General features: G+C 59.6%; 18 protein-coding genes. 8 read left to right on the top strand and 10 right to left on the bottom strand.

Going from position 1 to position 21,383, the window contains the following annotated elements; all coding sequences use genetic code 11:
• The first annotated feature begins 205 nt into the window (after positions 1-205).
• Entirely contained in the window at positions 206-1,387 is a 1,182-nt protein-coding gene (locus tag ACIO0C_RS07810) for a thiolase family protein (protein WP_401309922.1), read from the top strand.
• Positions 1,388-1,437: 50 nt separating this feature from the next.
• On the opposite strand, the gene ACIO0C_RS07815 is transcribed toward ACIO0C_RS07810, so the two are convergent.
• The 3 genes from ACIO0C_RS07815 to ACIO0C_RS07825 are packed head-to-tail and all read right to left on the bottom strand — an operon-like array spanning position 1,438 to position 4,070.
• Positions 1,438-2,262 carry an SDR family NAD(P)-dependent oxidoreductase gene (locus ACIO0C_RS07815; RefSeq protein WP_401309924.1) on the bottom strand — a complete coding sequence of 275 codons (825 nt, stop codon included), beginning with the start codon at positions 2,260-2,262 and terminating at the stop codon, positions 1,438-1,440.
• Between the two features lie 26 nt (positions 2,263-2,288).
• Positions 2,289-3,149, bottom strand: coding sequence for a MaoC/PaaZ C-terminal domain-containing protein (locus ACIO0C_RS07820; RefSeq protein ID WP_401309927.1), 861 nt, complete (start codon positions 3,147-3,149; stop codon positions 2,289-2,291).
• Between the two features lie 33 nt (positions 3,150-3,182).
• Positions 3,183-4,070, bottom strand: a complete 888-nt coding sequence (locus tag ACIO0C_RS07825; protein ID WP_401309930.1) for an alpha/beta fold hydrolase — start codon at positions 4,068-4,070, stop codon at positions 3,183-3,185.
• 162 nt (positions 4,071-4,232) lie between these two features.
• On the opposite strand from ACIO0C_RS07825, the gene ACIO0C_RS07830 reads away from it, so the two are divergent.
• From ACIO0C_RS07830 to ACIO0C_RS07845, 4 genes are all read left to right on the top strand, one after another.
• Positions 4,233-5,384, top strand: coding sequence for a thiolase (locus ACIO0C_RS07830; RefSeq protein ID WP_401309933.1), 1,152 nt, complete (start codon positions 4,233-4,235; stop codon positions 5,382-5,384).
• Positions 5,385-5,404: 20 nt separating this feature from the next.
• Positions 5,405-6,223: an enoyl-CoA hydratase-related protein gene (locus ACIO0C_RS07835; protein WP_401309935.1), complete on the top strand. Its 819-nt coding sequence runs from the start codon at positions 5,405-5,407 to the stop codon at positions 6,221-6,223.
• A 1-nt stretch (position 6,224) separates the two neighbouring features.
• Positions 6,225-7,373 carry an epoxide hydrolase family protein gene (locus ACIO0C_RS07840; protein ID WP_401309938.1) on the top strand — a complete coding sequence of 383 codons (1,149 nt, stop codon included), beginning with the start codon at positions 6,225-6,227 and terminating at the stop codon, positions 7,371-7,373.
• A gap of 135 nt (positions 7,374-7,508) precedes the next feature.
• Complete coding sequence (locus ACIO0C_RS07845; protein WP_401309941.1) at positions 7,509-8,315, top strand: metal-dependent hydrolase; 807 nt, start codon at positions 7,509-7,511, stop codon at positions 8,313-8,315.
• 77 nt (positions 8,316-8,392) lie between these two features.
• On the opposite strand, the gene ACIO0C_RS07850 is transcribed toward ACIO0C_RS07845, so the two are convergent.
• Positions 8,393-9,469: a glycerol dehydrogenase gene (locus tag ACIO0C_RS07850; RefSeq protein WP_401309943.1), complete on the bottom strand. Its 1,077-nt coding sequence runs from the start codon at positions 9,467-9,469 to the stop codon at positions 8,393-8,395.
• A 155-nt stretch (positions 9,470-9,624) separates the two neighbouring features.
• On the opposite strand from ACIO0C_RS07850, the gene ACIO0C_RS07855 reads away from it, so the two are divergent.
• Genes ACIO0C_RS07855 through ACIO0C_RS07865 form a run of 3 tightly spaced genes read left to right on the top strand, consistent with a single transcriptional unit; the run spans position 9,625 to position 12,112 of the window.
• On the top strand, positions 9,625-10,419 hold the full coding sequence (locus ACIO0C_RS07855) for an enoyl-CoA hydratase/isomerase family protein (protein WP_090469057.1): 795 nt from the start codon (positions 9,625-9,627) through the stop codon (positions 10,417-10,419).
• A 6-nt stretch (positions 10,420-10,425) separates the two neighbouring features.
• Entirely contained in the window at positions 10,426-11,340 is a 915-nt protein-coding gene (locus ACIO0C_RS07860) for an alpha/beta fold hydrolase (RefSeq protein WP_401309945.1), read from the top strand.
• Positions 11,333-12,112 carry an enoyl-CoA hydratase/isomerase family protein gene (locus ACIO0C_RS07865; protein ID WP_401309948.1) on the top strand — a complete coding sequence of 260 codons (780 nt, stop codon included), beginning with the start codon at positions 11,333-11,335 and terminating at the stop codon, positions 12,110-12,112. Before ACIO0C_RS07860 ends, ACIO0C_RS07865 begins: the two co-directional genes overlap by 8 nt.
• A gap of 51 nt (positions 12,113-12,163) precedes the next feature.
• Here ACIO0C_RS07865 and ACIO0C_RS07870 read toward each other — a convergent pair whose 3' ends face one another.
• The 6 genes from ACIO0C_RS07870 to ACIO0C_RS07895 are packed head-to-tail and all read right to left on the bottom strand — an operon-like array spanning position 12,164 to position 20,822.
• Entirely contained in the window at positions 12,164-12,610 is a 447-nt protein-coding gene (locus ACIO0C_RS07870) for a thioesterase family protein (RefSeq protein ID WP_090469064.1), read from the bottom strand.
• Between the two features lie 10 nt (positions 12,611-12,620).
• Positions 12,621-14,840 carry an acyl-CoA dehydrogenase gene (locus ACIO0C_RS07875; RefSeq protein WP_401309951.1) on the bottom strand — a complete coding sequence of 740 codons (2,220 nt, stop codon included), beginning with the start codon at positions 14,838-14,840 and terminating at the stop codon, positions 12,621-12,623.
• A 17-nt stretch (positions 14,841-14,857) separates the two neighbouring features.
• On the bottom strand, positions 14,858-16,414 hold the full coding sequence (locus tag ACIO0C_RS07880) for a class I adenylate-forming enzyme family protein (protein WP_401309954.1): 1,557 nt from the start codon (positions 16,412-16,414) through the stop codon (positions 14,858-14,860).
• Positions 16,407-17,561, bottom strand: a complete 1,155-nt coding sequence (locus ACIO0C_RS07885) for an acyl-CoA dehydrogenase family protein (RefSeq protein ID WP_401309957.1) — start codon at positions 17,559-17,561, stop codon at positions 16,407-16,409. Before ACIO0C_RS07885 ends, ACIO0C_RS07880 begins: the two co-directional genes overlap by 8 nt.
• Before the next feature lie 2 nt (positions 17,562-17,563).
• Positions 17,564-18,766, bottom strand: a complete 1,203-nt coding sequence (locus tag ACIO0C_RS07890; RefSeq protein ID WP_401309959.1) for an acyl-CoA dehydrogenase family protein — start codon at positions 18,764-18,766, stop codon at positions 17,564-17,566.
• Between the two features lie 37 nt (positions 18,767-18,803).
• The gene (locus tag ACIO0C_RS07895; RefSeq protein ID WP_401309962.1) at positions 18,804-20,822 is read right to left on the bottom strand and encodes an FAD-dependent oxidoreductase; all 2,019 of its coding nucleotides are present in this window, start codon (positions 20,820-20,822) and stop codon (positions 18,804-18,806) included.
• Positions 20,823-21,383 lie beyond the last annotated feature (561 nt).

Here is a 21,383-nt window from a genome sequence, read left to right on the forward strand (position 1 = left end):
ACGAGAGCAGAGATTTCCCGCTATCTTAGCGCCAGTTCCAGACCTGCGTAACACCCGCAATCCCCAATAACTGACTGTTTGACATTTTTTAGAGTCTGCCGCAGTGTTGCAGGTGGGTCAATACTCAAGACCCTGACAATTGCATATCGCCAAATCCGAAACGGAGAGCGGCGGTGACTCGAGATCAAAAACTAGAGGAATTTTCATGACCACGGCTCCAGAGCGCCAAGCGATCATCTCCGGCATCGGGCAATCGGCAGTGGGTCGCAGGCTGGGACGTAGTGGCCTGGACCTGACACTGGAAGCCATATTGGCGGCCCTTGAGGATGCCGGCCTGGACCGCAAGGACATCGACGGTGTTGCCAGCTGGCCAGGCTACCGTGCCGATATGCCGGCGTTTTCCCCTGTGTCCATTGGTCAGGTTAAGGAATCGCTGGGGCTGGAGCTGGGTTGGTACAGTGCCGGTAACGAAGCGACGCAGATGAGCGCCTTGATCAATGCTTGTATGGCAGTCGCTTCGGGTCAGGCCAGGCACGTCATCTGTTTTCGCACCGTCACCGAATCCAGCGCGTTGGCCACGGGCGTGCGCTCAAGCTCCGTAGGAGGAGAAGGGCGTGTATCGGGCTTTGGCGAATTCCAGGTGCCGTTTCAGGCGGCCTCGGCCGCCAACTGGGTGGGGCTGGTTGCCAGCCGTTACTTCCACGAGTTTGGCGCAACCCGCGAGCAGCTGGCGGCGGTGGCGCTCAATGCCCGGCGCAATGCGGCGCTCAACCCCAAGGCGGTCTATCGCGAGCCGCTGAGCATGGAGCAGTACCTGGCATCGCGGATGGTGTCGACGCCGCTTTGCCTGTACGACTGCGACGTGCCGGTGGATGGTTCGACGGTGCTGATCGTTTCTCACCGTGATACGGCGCCGGACTTGCGCTCGCGGCCGGTCAATATCGAATCAATCTGCGGCCCGTTCACCGGCCGCGACGCTTGGGATCAGATGGGCGATCTGACGCGCTATTGCGCCGAAGAGGCGGGTCGGCGGCTTTGGCAGCGTACCGACTACAAGCCTGCCGATGTGAAGGTTGCCGCGCTGTATGACGGCTTCAGTTTTCTCAGTCTGCTGTGGCTGGAAGGGCTGGGCTTCTGTGGGCGCGGTGAGGCCGCGGCGTTCGTCGAAGGTGGTCAGCGTATTGCCTTGGACGGCCAGTTGCCAATGGCCACCCACGGCGGCCAACTGTCGGCCGGACGTCTTCATGGGCTCGGCCATGTGCATGAGGCGGTGGTCCAGTTGCGTGGCGAAGGCGGGGCCCGGCAAGTACCGGGTCAACCGCGCCTGGCGGTGGCGAGTAATGGCGGTGGCCCATTGGCCGGGGCCGTGCTGCTGTCCAGCGAGTAACTGGCGCCCGAAGGCTTGCGGATTGCTTACCGCAAGCCTTCGGATGCTGCTCAAGCGTGGTAGAGGTTCCATTCTCCGGTGGTGGGCGACCGGGTCCAGCCACTGGAGGCGATGGCACCGCCGTCCACCGGCACGGTCAAGCCGGTGACATAGGACGCCATGTTCGACACCAGAAACACCACAACGCCCGCCAACTCATCGGTCGATCCGGTGCGCCCAAGCGGGATGTAACGATCGCGGGCGGCTTTGCCCGCTTCGCCGCCGGCTTCCATATAGGGCCTCAAGCCGTCGGTCATGATCATGTCCGGCGCCAGTGCATGCACGCGAATGCCATGCCCGGAAAGCTCCAGCGCCATTGAACGGCTGAAACTGATCATGCCGGCCTTGCAAGCGGCATACACGGCAAAGCCCGGCGCCGCGCGCAAGCCTTCGCTGCTGGCGATATTGATGATGGTGCCGCCCTGGCCGGCTTCCACCATCACCTTCGCGGCTGCCTGGGTGGCGGTCAGCATGCTGATGAAATTGAAGTCGATATGACGCCGCCAGCTGCGCTCGCTTTGCTCCAGAAAACTGCTATTGCGCACGCCACCGGCGTTATTGACCAGAATGTCGAGGCGGCCGAAATGCTCGGCTGTCCGTGCCACGGCGGCAGTGATTTGCTCCGTGTGGTTGACGTCGGTTTCCAGGAACAGCGCCTGGCCGCCTTCTTTCTCGATGTTTTGCACCAACTGCTCGCCGCTCGCCCGGTCGATATCGGCGATGGCCACGCGGGCGCCGAAGCGGGCCAGGTTCAGGGCAATGCCGGCGCCGATGCCATTGGCGCCAGCGGTAATCAGGGCGACTTTGCCGTCCAGACGAATGTCATTGGGTGTCATGAAGTGCTCCTTTGTTGTGAGTGGCCTCAGCCTCTGAGTTCGGCTCGACCGTTATTGATGACCACTACATCGCGTTCAACACTGCGAACCCGGAAAGAGATGACCGGGCCATCGACCCAGATCTCCGTGCGGAAGGTTTCACCGGGATAGGCCGGGGCGGTGAAGCGCCCGAAGATGGACGCAATCTGACGTCCATCGAATGCACACACCGCTTGCATGATCGCACGCCCCGCCAGACCCCAGGTCGCCAATCCGTGCAAGATCGGCCTTTGAAAACCGGCTTTGGCGGCCACCTGCGGATCGGCGTGCAAAGGGTTCCAGTCGCCATTCAAGCGATAGAGCAGCGCCATGTTTTCGGCAGTCACCAGATCGATGATGTGTTCGGGGGCACGCTCAGGCACGGCGTGGGGCGCCGGGGCACTGCGTTGCGGACCGCCGAAGCCGCCGTCGCCGCGCGCCAGCATGGTCTGGCTGATGGTGCACACCGGCTCGCCACTGTCAGCCTCCAGAATGCGTCGCTCATAGGTGATCAGTGCGCCTTTGTCCGCACCCTTGTCGATGATATCAACGACCCGGGATTTGCCGATAACCCGGGCTTCTGCGGGTAATGGTTTGTGCAAGACCAGGCCTTGCTCGGCATGCACGATGCGCACCCAATCAAGCCCTGTGTCGAGGGTGCGCGGCCAATAGCCGGGGTGAGCGAGCACCACGCCCATTGTGGGTACTGCTCGCAACTCGGCCTCATACACCAGGAGCAGCTGATCGGCGTCCAGCGGATCGCTGCCGTAACCCAGGCTCAGGGCGTAAAGAATGCTGTCCTTGTGGGTGTAACTCTGCTGTGTATCGGGGATCTGCAGATCCAGCAGCTTGTGGTAATCGATGGCCATGGTTCGGGTCCTCTGGCTGACAAAAAGCAAGGGTTAGGCAAGCAGCGCGCGCAGTGTGCTGATCAATGCGATGGGCTGGTCGAACATCAAGTGGTGGTGCCCGTCGGGTATGGCGATGGGGCCGCGGGCATCCGTAAGGTGGTTGACGATGCGGTGAGCCATGGCTGGGGAAACGACGACACTGCGTTCACCGAACACGTACGCGACGGGACGCTTGATCCTGGACAAGAGCTGCTCGCCGTCGGCTTCGCGTGCGCCACCGGGTGGCAGATTGGCGTCGAACTTCCAGCGCACGCCGGTGGCCGTCGCGCGCACTGAATGCCTGGCCACATGTTCGACCAGGCAGGGCATTGCGTCGGGCTGCTGCGGTAGCAGCCGGAAACGTGCAACGGCGCTTTCAATGTCCGGGTATTCACGGTCACCGCGAATTTTCGCAGGCTCCTTGACCGCTTCCTGATCGGAAAACACCACGTAGCTGTCAATGATGATCAGCCGCTCGAACAGCTCCGGACGATCGGCACAGGCACGTAGCACGCGGGAGCCTCCGTAGCTGTGGCCGATGGCAATCAAGCGCGGAGTGTCCAGCCACTCGGCGACGGCAATGACATCTTCGGCCAAGGTATGTGGGCCGTAGCTGACGCGGTGGGCGCTGTCGCCCATCCCTGACAGGTCCAGGGCGATGACCCGGTAGCGTTCGGCGAAGAACGGTGCGATGAAATCCCACCAATGGGCATGTCCGCGAAAGCCGTGGACGAACAGCAGAACGGGCTTGTCGAGCGCTTCGAAGTTCCAGGACAGCAGGTGCAGGCGGCTCCCGTTGGCTTCTATGACATGTGAGCGCCCCGGATTGTCCAACGCCCACTCAAACCAGGCGGGGCGCCCCGTGGATTCATTGGTTTGATGCTGTGGGGTTTCGCTCATGGGTAGCGGTCCTTTCAATGGGCGGTTTTCGGAATATTCCGAGCGCTATTGCAGCGCTCTGCAGCTTAGGCTAATTTGTCTTCATAGCTGATACTATGTTAGTTATTAATTCGAAGTCCAGACCAATCGCCGGTAACGACCGGACCGAAACGGAGTGCATCAATGGAGCGTTTTCCTCGAGGGCAGGTGGCAATCGTCGGCGCTGCCACCTACGGCATGGGCGATTCTCCGGGCATGCGATCGCTGGACCTGGCAGCCAAGGCCGCCGTCCTGGCACTCAAGGATGCCAACGTCAGCCTGCAGGAGGTCGATGCACTGTTCGTCTGCACACCAGATGACGCATTGTCAGGTTTGAGCGCAGCGGAATACCTCGGCATTCAGCCACGCTTTACAGAAAACAACCGCACCGGGGGCTCGGCCTTTCATTCCCATGTGATCGCGGCCACCCTGATGCTCGAAAGCGGTTATTGCGACACGGCATTGATCATCTATGGCAGTAACCAACGCACGGCATCCGGCGGGCTGGTTTCAATGCGCTTGCCGTCGCCTTACGAGAAGCCGTACAAGCCGCTGACGCCGCTTTCGTCCTATGCACTGGCTGCTGCGCGCCACATGCACCAGTACGGCACGACCCGTGAGCATCTGGCCGAGGTCGCCGTGGCGGCGCGCAAGTGGGCCCAGCTCAACCCGGAGGCGTTTGTCAGGGATGGATTGACCATCGAAGACTGCTTGAAAGCGCGGATGGTTTCCGATCCGTTGAGCGTGCGTGACTGCTGCCTGGTCACCGACGGTGCAGCGGCGATTGTGCTGACCCGCTCCGACCGCGCCCGTGACTTGCAGGCGCGTCCGGTATACCTGCTCGGTGGTGCCGCGGCGACCTGGTATTCGGGTGTCGACCAGTCGCAGGACCTTACCGTGACCGCTGCGCGTGAATCGGGCCAGCGTGCCTTCGCACTGGCCGGTGTCACCCCGGCGGATATCGACGTGGTGCAACTGTATGACGCCTTCACCATCAACACCCTGCTGTTTCTCGAAGACCTCGGCTTTTGCCCGAAAGGCGAGGGCGGTCACTTCGTGTCGGGCGGCAACATCGCCCCGGGTGGTTCATTGCCGGTCAACACCAATGGCGGTGGTTTGTCGTGCTGCCATCCCGGCATGTACGGGCTGTTCACCATCGTCGAATCCTGCATGCAGCTACGGGGTGAGGCTGGCCAGCGTCAGGTCACCAATGCGCGGTTGGCGCTGGCACACGCCAACGGCGGCACGCTTTCCAGCCAGGCCACGTTGATCCTCGGCACAGCTGAAACTCTTTGATCCACTGGAGATAGCCCTTCATGAGTACGACTGTCACAGGCACGCCAATGCAGCATGTGCACACCGAAATCCGCGATCGGGTCGCTGTCGTGACCCTTGACCGTGCGCCGGTCAATGCGCTCGATTCGGTAGCCATCCGTGAGCTGACCGCCACTTTCAATGCCTTGGCACGGTCCACCGAAGCCAGTGTGATTGTGTTGACTGCACCCGGCGACCGGTTGTTTTGTGCCGGGATCGACCTCAATGACTCAGCGCGCCGGCATGCCCGTACACCCGCCGAAGGCGACACCACGATCGATCTGCTCGATCCGGGGGCGGTCGTGCGCGAATGCTTCTGGTCCATTCTCGATTGTCCGCTGCCGGTCATCGCGGCGGTCAATGGCAAGGCCATCGGTGCCGGGCTGGTGCTGGTGGCGTGCTGCGATCTGATTATCGCGTCAGAGAACGCCACCTTCTCCGTTCCGGAAATCAAGGTCGGCGTGCTCGGTGGTGCACGGCACCTCCAACGGCTGGTCGGGCCGTTCAAGACGCGCAAGATGTTTTTCACGGGCGAGGCGGTTCCAGCACAAGAGTTCTATCGATTGGGTGCTGTCGAGGAGGTCGTCGCACCGGAGAAATTGATGGACGCAGCCCTGGGCCTGGCCGCCAGTATCGCTCGCAACAGTCCAATCGGCTTGCGTCTGGGCAAGGAATCGCTGACACGGGTCGAGGACCTGGGGCTCAAGGAAGGTTATCGTATCGAGCAGGATTACACCGGCCGGGTGACGCGCTACAACGATTCCACCGAAGCGCGCCGTGCCCAAATGGAAAAGCGCGATCCCAACTGGACCTGGAGCTGATATGAAAGCCTTCGAAGTGCAATGGACCGATGCCGACATCGCGCGGGTGATGCGCAAGGTCGAGGATTGCCGGTTACCCCCGGCTCCTGCCGGCACTGGTTGGACATTGGGCTGTGACAGCGAGTTTTTGCATCGATTGCAACGCCACTGGCTTGAGTCGTTCGATTGGCAGGCCTGCCAGGACCGGCTCAATCGTTACCCGCAATTCATCGCCGAGATCGACGGCCTGGAGGTGCATTTCGTCCATGTCAAAGGCGAAGCCGAAGGGCGTCGGCCATTGCTGTTGACCCATGGCTGGCCGGGCTCGCACCTGGAATTCTGGGACGTCATTGAGCCGCTGGCGTTCCCGTCACGCCATGGCGGCACTGCCGACCAGGCATTCGACTTGGTTATCCCAAGCCTGCCGGGCTTCGGTTTCAGCGGCAAACCATCGGGAGTCTTCAGCCAGCGTCAAACGGCGAACCTGTGGAACAAGCTGATGACTGAGGTACTTGGCTACCCGCGCTATAGGGCTCAGGGCGGCGATTGGGGCTCCATCGTCACGTCCTGGCTTGGCCTGGACCATGGCAAGCATGTCGAAGCGATTCATTTGAACATGCTGGGCTTTCGCTCGCTGACACCACCGCGAGACGACGCTGAGCTCAATTGGCAGCGCCAGGCCGAAGCCGCCCAGCGGACCTACAGCGGTTATGCAGCGGTACAGATGAGCAAGCCACAGTCGATTGCCTGGGCTGCAGCGGATAACCCCATGGGCCAGGCAGCATGGATACTGGAGCGCTTTCATGACTGGGCGGATTTGCGCCAGCGCAGCTTCGAACAGGTCTTCGACCTGGACACTCTGCTGAGCAACATCGTGCTGTATGTGATGACCGGCAGCTTCACCAGTGCGCTCTGGTATTACCCCGGCGTGGTCAAGGATGGTTTTACGCTACTGCCTGCCGGTGTTCGTTGTGAAACCCCGACGACGTTCGCCGAGTACTCGGGTGATGCGCTTACGCCTGTGGCTCCACGCAGCCGGATCGAGTTGGTCTACAACCTGGCTGACATGACGTCATTGCCTGAAGGCGGGCATTTTGCGGCGATGGAGGTGCCAGAGCATTTCGTTAATGACATCCGCCGCTGGGGCGCATCCGTGGTGACCCGCCGTTAGTCCGAGGGGCTCCGTGGCGATTGACGCGGAGCCTGGATCGGAATACAACTGACAAACAGTCATTTATTATTCTTGCAGTCGGGTACCTGCGGCCCGACTTGAGCACCATCAATAACAATAAGAGGATCCGTGGCGATGAAAGTCCGTCTACCCAACTTCGATTTTTCCAGTATTCGACCCCATTGGGCACCGGTCCATGAATTTGCCCAGAGCTACAATGCGTTTTCCACGGTACCTGCGCATATCGAGCCGTTTCTGGTCAAAGTCATGATGCGTGTCAAGGAGGCCCTGGGCGAAAGCCATCCGAAGTTGCGCGAGAGCATCGAGATTTTCAACAAGCAGGAAGTGCAGCACTGCAAGCAGCACGTGGCTTTCAACAAGATGCTGTACAAGTCTGGTTATGAAGGCATGCAGGCCCTGGAGAAACCTTACAAGGAGGATTACCAGCGTTTCCTCGACACAAAATCGCTGCGCTTCAATGTCGCCTATTGCGAAGGTTTCGAGGCCATGGGTTCGTCGGCCGGACAGGTCTTTTTCGAGGAACTTGGCGAGTACCTCGAAGGCGCCGACCAAGAAGCGGTGGACTTGTGGAAGTGGCACTTGGCAGAAGAGTTCGAACACCGGGAAGTGTGCTTCCAGGCCTATAAGGCGCTGTATGGCAACGGCCTGTTCGCCTGGTTGTATCGGGTCTGGGCCTTCGGCTATGCGGTCAAGCACATCGGTTCGCACACGGCGCGGGTGGCGGCTTACTTGACTGACAAAGATCGCGAAAGCATGACCGAGGAACAACGCTCGGCATCCATCGAGCGCCAGAAGCTGCTGAAGGCAAAAATTTCCAAGGCCAGCAAGAAGCGCTTGGTCAAGGTACTGTCGCCGTTCTACAACCCGGCAAAAATGATTCCATCCCCGGGCATGGCTGAATTGCTCGCGCGTTTTTCCTGAGTTCCAGGCAGCAAAAATTTCCAGGCAGCAAAAAGGGGAGCCCAGGCTCCCCTTTTTGCTGCCTGGAATTCAGGAAATTATCCGCCCAGTTGTTCTACGCGCTTGATAGCCGCCTCCAATTGATGGGCATCGACTGGGGGGGCGAATCGCGCAGCACTTGGGCTGACCATGGACTTCTCGGCCAGCTCGCGAATCTCTTTCTCGCTCGGCCGTAGCAGGTCAAAGTCTTGCAACAGCGTCGGCAGCCCGATCTCATGATAGAAGCCGATCAGCTCTTCTATGAACGCCAGTGGGCGATTTTCCAGCACCAATTGAACGAGCAAGCCGTAGGCAACGTGATCGCCATGCAGTGTGCCCTTGGCTCGCTGCAAATAAGAGAAGCCGCGAGCAATGGCGTGGGAAACCGACAAGCCACCGTTCTCGAAACTGATCGTGCTGAGCAGCACCGTGGCTTCCACCAGCGCCTCCAGGTCATCGTTGACCTGCTTGGCTTCGACGGCGCGCAACGCCGCGGCGGCATGTTTGCGAATGATGCTGTAGCAGGCATCGGCGGCCATCAGGCCCGTAAGGGATGCCGGGGTGCCCAGCAGCGTATGGGCGCCGGCGGAGGCGCAAGCTTGAGCTTCGAATTTCTTTGAGATGGCATCGCCAATTCCGGCGCGCAGAAAACGTGCCGGGGCATTGGCAATGACGCCAGTGTCGACCAGCACCAAGTCCGGGTTGCGTGGCAAATGGAGGATGTCCTGCATGATGTGTTCATCGTCGTACACGGCAATGGCGGCACTGGCAGGGCCATCGTTCGATGCGATGGTCGGCACACTGATGCTGCGCAAGCCCAGCTTCAAGGCGACCCCCTTGGCGGTGTCCAGAGCCTTACCGCCACCCAGACCCACCACCATGTCGGCACCGAACCGCAAACTGTCCTGAGCCAGAGCGGTAATGGCGGCATGGGTGATTTCCCCCGGAAAGACTTCAAGTGCACAGGCAACGTCGGCTGCCTTGAAGCTCGCCAGCACGCGGTCGCCCAGCAACCGGGCCATGTCGGCGTCGGTGATCACGAGGGCGCTCCTGCCCAGCACCTTGCAATGGCGGCCCAGTTCATCGAGTGCCGCATCGCCCTGAACATAGCGCGAGGTCGCCGCAAATATCCGCATGGGAAGCTCCTAAAAATGAATGTCAGTTGGTTATTGTATTTTTCTTGGCTTTTTTGGGCTTGCTTCGCTGTTTGTGGTGCTATACATTCTACATATAACTGACCAAATGTCAGCTTTATATGAGTTTAACAACAAAAGGCCCTTGGAGGATGATGATGAATTTCGCTGACTATAAGACGATTGCTTTCGAACGTCGTGGCCGTGTTCTGAACGTGACTTTCAACCAGCCAGAGAAGCTCAACAGCTTCGCCGGCGTGTCGCACACCGAGCTGTCCTGGTTGTTCTACGACTTGGTTGAAGATACTGAAAGCGACATCATTGTTGTCTCCGGCGCGGGCCGTGCCTTCAGTGCCGGCGGCGATATCGAGTACATGCAGTGGCTGCATGACAACCCGACCGAGTTCTATCGTTGCGTTCGCGAAGCCAAGCGCATTGTCAACGGCATGCTTGAGTGCGATAAGCCGATCATCGCCAAGGTCAACGGCGATGCAATTGGCCTGGGCGCCACCGTCGCGGTGTTCTGCGATGTGGTCTTCGCCGCCGAGACCGCACGCTTTGGCGATCCGCACAACAACGTCGGACTGATCAGCGGCGACGGTGGGCAGATCATGTGGCCGTACCTGATGGGCTATGCCCGCGCCAAACATTACCTGTTCACGGGTGAGAAGTTCACCGCTAAACAAGGCGTCGAGTTTGGTATGGTCAACGCCGCCATGCCAGCTGCCGAACTGGATGCCTACGTCGATGCCTACGCCGATAAACTCGCAGCCATGCCGGTACAGTCTCTGCGCTGGAGCAAATCGACCATCAACGTACCGCTGCGTCAGATGGCGGCGAGCATGATGGATGTGGGTATGGCTTACGAAAACGTTTCCTCGGCGAGCAAGGATCATGTCGAGGCCATTGCGGCCTTCCGTGAGAAGCGTACACCTAAATTCAATCAGCGTTGATCGATCATGCTGAGCGCCTCTTTCGCCCAGGCTGCCTTAGGTCGCCGCGCCCAGGAGGTGCCCAGCTGGTTTAGCCGGGCTATCGCCCAGGCGGGACAATCACATCGCGTCAGCGCCGAGGGTATCTCGCTTCATTACCTGAGCTGGTCGCCACTCAATTCTGACAAGCCGGTGTTGCTGTTTGTGCATGGCCTGCGTGCGCATGCCCATTGGTGGGACTGCATAGCGCCGTTCTTCGCCGAACACTACCGGGTTGTCGCCCTCGATCTGTCCGGGATGGGGGACAGCGGTCATCGTTCGGATTACCCGTTTCAGATCGCGGCGGCCGATATCGTCGACTTTATCGAACAGGCTGGCCTGGGGCCGGTCATTGCCGTAGGTCACAGCTACGGGGGAGCGCGGGTGCTGCGTGCCTGTGCAGATCGCCCTGATTTTTTCCAGCGGCTGATCATTCTCGATGCTCTGGTGGTTTATCCCGAGGACATCCCACCTTTCGATCCAGTCAAGCCTGCACCACGACGTTTTTACCCGGACCAGGCGACGGCGCTGGGGCGTTATCGCCTGTTGCCGGAACAGCCTGCCGCCTTGCCATTTATCGTCGATCACATCGCCCGGCATTCATTGGTTGAACATGAACAAGGCCTGTGCTGGAAGTTCGACCCGATGATGCCCTCCGGAGTCGCGCAGGAGGAGTTGGCAGCGAGCCTGCTGCCCAGGGTCAACCGGCCAGTGGACTTCGTCTATGGCGAGCACAGCGCAATCGTTTCCAAGGCCATGGCCGAGCGCATCGTGGAGGACCTTCCCAAGGGGCGCGGTCCGTTCGGTATGCCCGGTGCCCACCATCACATGATGATCGACCAACCTCTCGCGCTGATCGCGCTTCTGCGCGGCCTTCTTGCCAATGGAGCCAAATATGAATGACCTGGTTTTGCTGGAACGCCACGGTGCCGTGGCGGTTGTGACGTTGAACAATGCCAAGACTCGAAACGCTTTGTCCCGTGATTTACTCACCGTTCTCGCAGATTGTCTCGAGGCACTGAACGACGATGTGGAGTGCCGGGCCATTGTGCTCAATGGTGCCAATGGGCATTTTTGTTCCGGTGGCGATGTTTCTGGCATGTCGGCCGAGCGTCCACTACCCGTCGGTCGTGGACGGATGGTACTCGGCCATCGGGTGGTCAAGGCGATGGTTTCTGGCAACAAACCGGTGATCGCCGCGGTGCAAGGTTATGCCGCGGGCGCCGGGTTTTCATTGGCCGCCGCAGCCGACTATGTCGTGGCAGCGCCAAGCGCCAAGTTCGTTTCATCCTTTGCCAAGGTAGGGTTGGTTCCGGACCTTGGATTGCTCTGGAGTCTTCCACAGCGCATTGGTGTGGCGCAGGCGCGACGGTTGTTCTATAGCGCAGCGGTGGTCGAAGCCGAGGAAGGGTTGAAGCTAGGGATAATCGATACTCTGGTGTCCGAAGACGACGATTTGTTGCCTACGGCAGTCAGCCTGGCGCAAAGCTTTACTGCTCACGCGCCGCTTTCTGTGGCGCTGGTACGCTCTGCATTGTCTCGTGGAATGGGCACTCTTGATGAGGCGCTGGGCTACGAGATGGATAACCAGGCGGCGTTGTACCTGACCCAGGACCATCGCGAAGCAGTCGATGCGTTCATGAGCAAGCGCCCACCCAATTTCAGAGGGGTTTGAAAATGGCGAGGTCGCAGGCTGCACAGACCTGCGACCTCGCTGTAGTAGGGGTCAATGTTGTAAGTGAGTACTGAAGCGCTCCTTGAACTCAGTAGGTACTTCCACGACTTTCGAAGCGACAAAATCGAAGAAAACGAAGCCATTCTTTGCCAGTGCAATCACGCGCGCGTCGTGCTTGCGTGTAATGCGATAAATAAAATCCCCTCCATAGGTGTTCAGGTCCGTCACCCCCACTTCTATAAGCAATTGATCATTGAAATAAGCGGGCGCCTTATAAATGGTTGCCAGATCGGTGATCAGCGTACCGTGGCGACTGTTAGCGACATCCTCGGGTGGCATGCCGTAGTGGCACAGGAAAAGCGTACGCGCATCCGAAATCAAGGAAATCAGCCTGTCGTTGCCCAGGTGATTTCCAGCATTGATTTCGCTCATGCGCACCCTGAACGTTGTGCTGAAGCAGAAAGATTCTTCCGGAAGCTCAAGTTGCAAGCGCGGCATCTGTGGATCCTCAGGTCCTGGAGCGCGGCATGCCGAGTGCCTGTTCGGCAATCAGGCTGCGATGGATCTCGCTGGTACCGCCATAGATGGTCATGCCGATCGACTGCCGATAGCCCAGCTCCACATGCCCCAGCCCGGTGTTTGATTGCAGCAAGGTGTCGGGTGCGCAGAGGTCCATCAAATCGAGCGCATCACGCTGGTACTGTTCAGTGGAAAACAGTTTCGACATCGGCCCGAAGGCGGCGCGGCCAGGCACTTGCTCCTGTACGCCCCAAATGGTCCGGTAGCACAAGTCGCGGGCAATGGTCGTGTGTACCGCTACACGTGCCAGTCGCCGTTGTACATCGGCATTTGCCAACATGGGGTGGCCATCGCGCCGAGTGGATTGCGCCCATTGCAGCGCATGCTTGTACATGTTTTCGAAACTGATGCGGTATTGATCACCGCCGTGCTCCAGCTCCAGGGTCGCGGCCATGACTGCGGTGCCACCGTCAATTTCACCGACGCGATAGCGATCATCGACGACAACTTCGCTCAAGTAGGTGATGTTGGTCCGCTCATCCTGCAGGGTATGCACCGGATGGACTTCGATGCCCGGTAAGTCCATTGGCACCAGGAACAGCGTCAGGCCTGCGTGCTTGGGCACATCGGGGTTGGTTCGTACCAACAGGAAGACATAGTCCGCAAGGTTGGCGGCGGTAGTGAACATCTTCTGCCCGTTGATGACCCAGTTGCCGTCAAGGGTGCGTGTGGCACGCGTCTTCGCGGCAAAAACGTCGGAGCCGCACGACGGCTCGCTGAAGCCCAGGCAAGCCAACGCTTCGCCACTGGCAAAGCGGGGCAGGGCTTCTGCTTTGACGTCGTCGCTGGCGAAGCGCATGACGATCTGCGCTACCTGGTTGGTGATCGGGGTGGTGATGCGCTGCCAATTGTGCGCTTCGAACACTTCCTGCAAGGCGGCCATGTCAAAAGCGTTTTTGCCTCGGCCACCGAATTCGGCAGGCCAATGAGGAAACAGCAGGCCTGCATCGGCCAGCATGCGGTTAAAGCCGGCATGGTAGCCATCGACCGAATGATGGGCGTGAGCTTTCAATTCTTCGGTCAGATGTGTGCGGAAAAACGCTCGAACCTCTTCGGCGAACAGGGCAGCCTGCGGCCCGTGGCCGAATTCCAGATTGACCTCACCGACGTCTGGCAGGGCGACGGTGTGACCGTCACTCCACAAGCGTGCGGCGACCCTGTCCAGCTCAAGCTGCGGGTCGCCATTGAGCATCCCCCAGGCTTTCGCCCGGCGGTAATACAGTTGCACGTCGTATTCCAGCGAAACGCCGTAGCCACCGAAAGTATGCAGCGCACAGGCCACCGCACGCCCGGCAGATTGCGTTGACCACCACCAGGCCATCGAGACCAATGCAGCCGCGTCGGGTTGCTGCCGCGCGATGCTCCAGACCGCATGTCGTACCAGCAGTTGGCCGCCCTCGATTTCGGTCAGGGCATCGGCCAGTGGATGGGCGATACCCTGAAAACCACCGATAGCCCGACCGAACTGCTGGCGATCGCATGAATAAGCAGCGGCCAACTTCAATGCCTGGTGAGCAAGGCCCATCAGCATGGCTGCCTTGAGCAGTTTCCATTCTTCCACGGCTTGCTCGAAAGCGCGGCAGGACTCGGCACCGCTGGCGATTATGTGGCTCTCGACCGTGTGGTCATCGACAGCCAGTATCTGCAGGTTATCGGCGCCAAGATTGGCGCTTGGCGTTTTTGCCGCCAGACCCGTCAGCGCCAGAATGGCATCGCCCCGACGAACAAGCACGGCAATCGCGGCATTGGCACCCGGCAGGGCAATGGATCGCCCCGCGCCGTAGGGCTGCGGGGCGAGCGTGATCAGCTCTCCCTGTTTGGCCTGATCGAGCAGCGCTGTTGCGGCCGGGCTGTCGAGCTGTGCCAGCAGGCGCGCCGCTGGCAGCGATTCGGCCAGAGGCACCGAGACCAGATGGCGCCCGGCCTCTTCGGCAACCAGCAGTGCCTCCAGCAGTCCCATGTCTGAACCACCGGCGGACGGCGGAATGCGCATGGTGGTGATACCGGCATCCACCAGTTGCCGCCACAGGTCAACGTCGAACCCGCTGTCTTCTGCCGCGCGCACCCGTGCAGGGCTGGACTCAACGCTGAAAAGGCGGGTGACGGAGTTGAGCAACATTTGCTGCTCTTCGGATACGTTCAAGTTCATGGCAACCTCGCCTTGTTTCAGTTCGGTTGTGCGTAGAGCTTGCGCAGTTCGATCTTGTTGACCTTGCCGGTGACCAGCTTGGGCAGCGCATCGACCACGATGATTTTCTTCGGTTTCTTGTAACTGGCGATCAGTGCTCGCGTGTGTTCGATAAGGGCGTCTTCGCTGGTGCTCTCTCCCTGTTTGAAGGTGATGACCGCACAGACGCTTTCACCCCATTTGGCATCGGGAATGCCAATCACGGCACATTCGGATACCGCGGCGTGTTGCAGCAGGGCCTCTTCGACTTCCCGTGAATAAACGTTTTCGCCACCGGTAATGATCATGTCTTTCTTGCGATCGACCAGGTAAAGGAAACCATCCTCATCGAAGCGCCCCATATCACCGGTATGGCACCAGCCATCACGCAAGGTTTGCAGGGTGGCGGCGTTGTTGTTCCAGTAACCGCGGAACATCGCGCTACTCTTGGCGAGGATTTCCCCCGGCTGGTTCGGCAGGCACTCGTTACCGTCCTCATCGACCACCTTGGCCAGCAGGTTGGGGTAGGGCTTGCCCACCGAACCCAGGCGCTTGCGCTCCTGCTCAGTGCCGTCGGGTCGATGTTGGGCCGACGACAGCGAGAACATGCAGATTTCACTCTGGCCGAACAGGTTGACGAAGTTGCAGCCGTTGAACACATCGATGGCTTTTTTCAGCACCGGCACCGGCATGGGGGCCGCGGAGTAAATAATGGTGCGTACGCTGGAGAGGTCGGCCTGGCTTACGTACGGATGCTCGAGCACCATCTGCACCATGGTCGGTGCCAGCAGCAGGATGCTCAAGCGCTCCTTCTCGATGGCCTTGAGCACATCCAGCGGCTCGAACTGACGTTGAAGAAAGGCTGCGCCGCCACGTACGTGCTGCGACAGACTGATGACCATGCCGCCCAAATGGAACATGGGCATGACGATCAAGGTGACGTCCGGTTGCTGCATGTCGATCAACCAGGTATCGACCTGGACCAACTGCCGATACTCACGGTGGCCCCAGATAACGCCTTTGGGTTTTCCGGTGGTACCGCTGGTGTAGATCAGGCAGCAGATGTCTTCTTCGGTGGCGCGGATCGGAGGGCCGAGCGGATCGCCCGTGGCGATGAAGTCTTCATAACCGATTGCCCAGTCGCTTTCGCCATCGATGCAGACAAAGGTTTCCACCGACGGCATTTCATGGCGCAACTGCTCCATGATCGGCAGGTACTGTGCTTCGAAAAAGAACAGGCGAGGCGAGCCATCACGGACAATGCTGGCGATCTCGGCCGGGGCCAAGCGGAAATTGACGGGTGCGAGGATATAGCCGGCCCACTGGGTGGCAGCCATGATTTCGCCGAATTCAATTGAGTTCATCGAAAGGATCCCGACTCGATCCTGATGCTGCAACCCGGCGTTGTGCAAAGCCGAGCCGATCAGTTTCGCGCTGGACAGCAGCTCGCCGTGGCTGATGCGTTTCTCGTCCAGAATATAAGCCGGGTCATTGCGATAAAAGCGAGCGCGTTGTTCCAGGTCATCGGCGAAAGATAGTGGCAGATAATCACGCATACAAAGCGCCTCCGATGGGTTGTTGCAGGTTGCCGGCAGCGCGGGTCAGGTGGAAATCGCTGTCGCCAAAACGCTTTTCAAAAAGCACGGCAGCCTTGTAATGGTGGCCGACCGCATATTCGTCGGTGGTGCCGATGCCGCCATGTAACTGAATGCCTTGGCTGGCAACGAAATAGTGGGCTCGGGCGATAAAAACCTTGGCGCCGGACAGTGCCTGACGCCGGGTCTCGACTTCCCCTGAGTCAAACGCATTGATCGCGCTGAACAACATGGACCTGGCCTGGTCGGTTTCCACGAACATCTCCGCCATGCGATGTTGCAGGGCCTGGAATTGCGCAAGAGGCTTGCCGTATTGCACGCGTGTCTTGAGGTAGTCAGCGGTCATGGCCATGACTGCTTCCATGGAGCCAACGCTGGCAGCACACAGCGCCAGAATGGCGCGGTCGAGCCCGGCTTCAATGGCGTGCTGCACGGCCTCACCGCGCAATAACAGGTTTGCGTCGGTGACCTGTACGTCTTGCAAATGCAGATCCGCGGCGCGACTGCCGTCGATTAGCTCGTAGGTGTTGGCCGCCATCCCGACAGCCGTACGGTCGACCACAAACAGAGCCGCTTCGTTGCTGTCTTCAAGGACGGCGCTGACCAGAAAGCTGTCCGCTACGCCGCCATGGAATACGCGGTGCTTTTGGCCATTCAAGGCCCAGCCATCGGCGACACGTCGGGCGCTACTTCGCAGTTGCACCTGGTATTCATTGCGAGCGTCTTGTTCCTGATGGGCGAGGGCCATCACGGTTTCGCCGGTGGCAATCGATTCAAGCAGGCGCTGGCGTTCGCCGGTATTGTCACTTGTGCCCAGAATGCCTGAGCAGAGCACGGCGGTGTCGACCACAGGCTCGAGCAGCAGGCCATGCCCCAGGGGCTCCATCAACTGCGTCAGCTCGAAACTGCTGGCGCCCACGCCACCGTCCGCTTCGGCGATATCCAGCGCCAGCCAGCCCATTTCGGCGAAGTGCTGCCAGTGTTTGCGCGAGAAATGGGCGCCGCTGTTAACGGTGTGGCGACGCTCTTCGAATACATAACGTTCGCGCATGTAGCGCTCGGCACTTTCGGCCAGCAGCTTGTGTTCATCAGTGAGTTCGAAATTCATGGTCAAAACCCGAAAGCCAGTTTGGCAATGATGTTCTTTTGTACTTCCATGGCGCCGCCAAAAATGGTGCAGGCACGCAAGTACATGAGGTCTGCGGTGACGCCGGGAACATGGCCTGGCCACAGCGGATCGCCCGTCGGCTCGGCAAACGCCTCATCTCGGCTGTAGACCCGCAGGCTGCGCTGACCCAACGCGTCGCTCATCAGCTCGGTGAGTTTCTGTTGCAGGGATGAACCGCGCACTTTCAGTACCGACGCGCAGGCGGCAATGGGGTGGTGGCTGGGGGCTTCATGCAGCACGCGCAGCACTGACCATTCCAGCGCTTCAACTTCCAGGCGAACACCGGTGAAACGCCTTACGAATTCGGGATCCTGAAGCAGCGGCAAGCCATTCTTGTGCTCAGCACCGGCAATCAGGCGGATGCGCTCAAGGTCTGCGCGGGCCTTATAGATGTCGGCGCTGGAGGTGCGCTCGTTGGACAGCAGGAACTTGGCCTGGGACCAGGCCTGGTTGACCTCACCGATAATGTTTTCCCGCGGGACCCGTACGTTGTCGAGGAACACTTCGCAGGTCGAGCCTTCACCGTTGATCATCGGAATCTTCCGCACCGTGACGCCAGGTGACTTCATGTCGATGATCATCATCGAGATGCCCTTTTGCGGGCGGTCACTGTTTTCCGTACGTACAAGAAAGAAGCCTTGCTCGCAGTACTGACCTTCGGTGGTCCAGAGCTTTTGGCCGTTGACCACGTAGTGATCGCCGTCGAGCACACCTTTGGTCTTGAGTGCGGCGAGGTCGGAGCCCGCACCGGGCTCGGAGAAGCCCTGCGCCCACATTTCATCACCATTGCGGATCGGTGGCAGGTAGCGCGCCTTTTGTTGCTCGCTGCCATAGGTGTAGAGCACCGGGGCGAGCAGGCGCAGGCCTTGCCAGCGCAGCTCCGGGGCGCCGGCCAGTTTGCATTCGTACTCGAAGATGTGCGTCTGCAGATGGCTCCAGCCGGTTCCACCGTATTCGACCGGCCAATGTGGTGCGGCCCAGCCTTGCTCGTTGAGCACCCGGTTCCACCAGCGTCGGTCATCTTCGTTTGGCGGATGCATACCGGTGCGGCTGCGACGAATCACGTCATCGGTCAGTTTGTCTTTGAGAAAGGCCCGCACTGACTCGCGAAAGGCCAGGTCCTCGGGTGAGAGCGTCAGTTGCATGATGGTTTCCTTGGGCAAGATCCAGTTCGGTTGGGCATCAGCACGCCAGCGGGCGCATCGGCGCATCGCTGGCGCACAGGCCGAGTACGGTCTGATAGGCGTCGTGGACGGCATCGCCGATTCGTCCGCCCTTGCGCGCATCACCAATGGTCGCTACGGCGAGACCCGCCTCGAGCAAGTTATTGAGCAAGGTGTCATCGGGTCGGCGTCCCTGGGCGATCAGGACGCCGAGGGTCTGCAGTTCACTGTGTTCGCCGTCGTTGTGTTGCAATTGCACGCGGCCGTCTTCGGCAATGGCGACAATGCTGCTGTTATCGATGATGCGGATACGTGGGTTGCTGGCCAGACGCGTATTGAGCACGCCGCGATAGATCACCTCGGCCGAACGTGCGAGTTGTTTGGCCGGCGAACGGCTGACCAGTACCACGGCATAGCCTTTTTCACTGAGTAGCTCGGCAGTTTCACAACCCGTCTCGCCGCCGCCATAGACCAGCAAGGGCAACGTTTCGTCGACAGGAGGGAAGTTTTGCGTGTGCCCCATCAGCAATTCATAGGCATCGCGTACATGACTTGAGTCGATGCCTTTGATCGGCAGGCGCAGGGCTCTACCGCCGATTGCCAGCAACACGATGGCTGGGGCGCTCGGTCCGGATAGGGTGCTGGCATCGACATGACTGTTCAGGTGAACCTTCACGGCGCTTTTATCGAGCTGGCGAATCAGGTAATTCAAGTACCAGGTCAGCTTGTCCTTGAACGGCGGTGCGGCCGAGGCGATCAGGCCGCCGCCGAGGTCCTCGCGGCTCTCATGGAGTTCGGTGGCGAAACCGGCCTGCTGCAGCATCAATGCCGCAGCCATGCCACCAGGACCACCGCCGACGACAACTGCACGCTGGCCGCGAAGGCTGCCAGCGTCAGGCAATAGGTCGAGTTCATGACCGCTGCGCGGGTTCTCGGCGCAGCCAATGGTGCCGTGGGCGCCGGAGCTGATGGCGACGCAATAGTTGCACGAGGTGCAAGGACGTATATCCAAGGCGGCATCACGCCGCGCTTTGTTGGCCCACTCGGGATCGGCCAGCAGCGGGCGGCCCAGGGCGATCATGTCGGCATCACCGTCGCGGATGGCGTTTTCCGCCGTTTGCGGCCAGCGAATCTGCCCGACGCTGATGACCGGTACATTGACCGCTTCGCGGATGCGCCGCGAATAGGGCAGACGCCAGCCTTCGGGGGTCGACATGGGTTCGATGACCTTGTCAAAACTGGTCCAGCCCAATCCCATGGACACATGCAGTGCATCAACGCCGGCAGCCACCAGCTTTGGCGTGATGCGCACCATGTCATCGATATTGAGACCCTTTGGAGTGAATTCGTCTGCCGACAGTCGATAAATCAACGGACGGTCACCGATGCTCTGGCGTACTCGCTCGATTATCCGGCGTGGGAAGTTCAGGCGGCGCTCTTCATCGCCACCCCAGGCGTCATCACGGTGGTTGCTGTAAGGCGAGAGAAACGAAGTCAGCAAATAGCCATGGGCGCCGTGCAGTTCAAAGGCTTGATAGCCTGCCAGTACGCCCAGTTCCGCACTGCGGCCGAAGCGTTCGATCAGGTGTTCGATTTGCTCTTCGGTCATGCCGCGTGCGACCAGGCGTGAAGGGTCGGATCGCGAGGCGATATCGCTGGGTGCCCAAGGCATGCCATCCGTCACCAGCTCGCGTTTGGCACCCTGGCCGCCATGCTGCAATTGCAGGCACGCCACCGAACCGGCGCCGGTGATGGCTTCCACCAGTCGCTGATGACCGGCAACAAACGCCGGTGTTTCCAGCGTCAGCTGGCGGTGCTCGGAGCGGCCACTGGCAGCATCCACACAGCAGAACTCCACCACGATCATGCCCGTGCCGCCTTCGGCGCGCTCGCGATAGAAGGCGATCTGTTGTGGCGTTACCTGACCGTCATGCCCGGCCAGATTGGTCGACATCGGCGCCATCACCGTGCGGTTGGGAATGTCCAGGTTACGCAAGCGTATGGGTTGGAAAAGGTGTGGGTAAGGCACGGTGGACATCAGCTGACTCCTGGCTTTTTTGCTTGCCGCACACCTGCCCGGAGGGGCTTGGCGTGGTCGCATGAAAAAGCGGCTGGTTTATTGTTATGCAGTAAAGCTGACGATATATCAGTTATTTTTCGAATGCCAGTGGTTATTGTGTTGCATCTGACCGCTGGGGGAGGAGGGCGCGTGAATCCGGGAAAAACCAGTAGTCCATCTGGACTATTTCGTCGCGGTTCACTCACAGGACAGGCGGTGCTGTACGGGTATTTAACTGTCACTCAGTAATGAATTGGTTCTTGAGTGGAGGTCTTTTGTTATGATTAACAGATTGAAAAATAAGTAAAAAGGTAAAAAAACAAAAAAAATCAGGAGAAAACGTCTTGTCAATAGCTGACGATCTGTTAGCTTGTGTCTTAGCGGTTCTGAAGGATCGTCATTGACAGTGTCAAGGCCAAATGCTCTATTTGCGCTCGTCCTTGCTGCAGTCATTTGGTCTTCGTGCCCAGTGTCTAGGCCCTCGGTTGCAGAGGGTCATAGCCGAAAATAAGAAACCGATTCGAATCGGAGAGGCAGGCA

The sequence above is a fragment of the Pseudomonas sp. NPDC087336 genome, assembly GCF_044744285.1.
In the GTDB taxonomy this organism is placed as follows: Bacteria; Pseudomonadota; Gammaproteobacteria; order Pseudomonadales; family Pseudomonadaceae; genus Aquipseudomonas.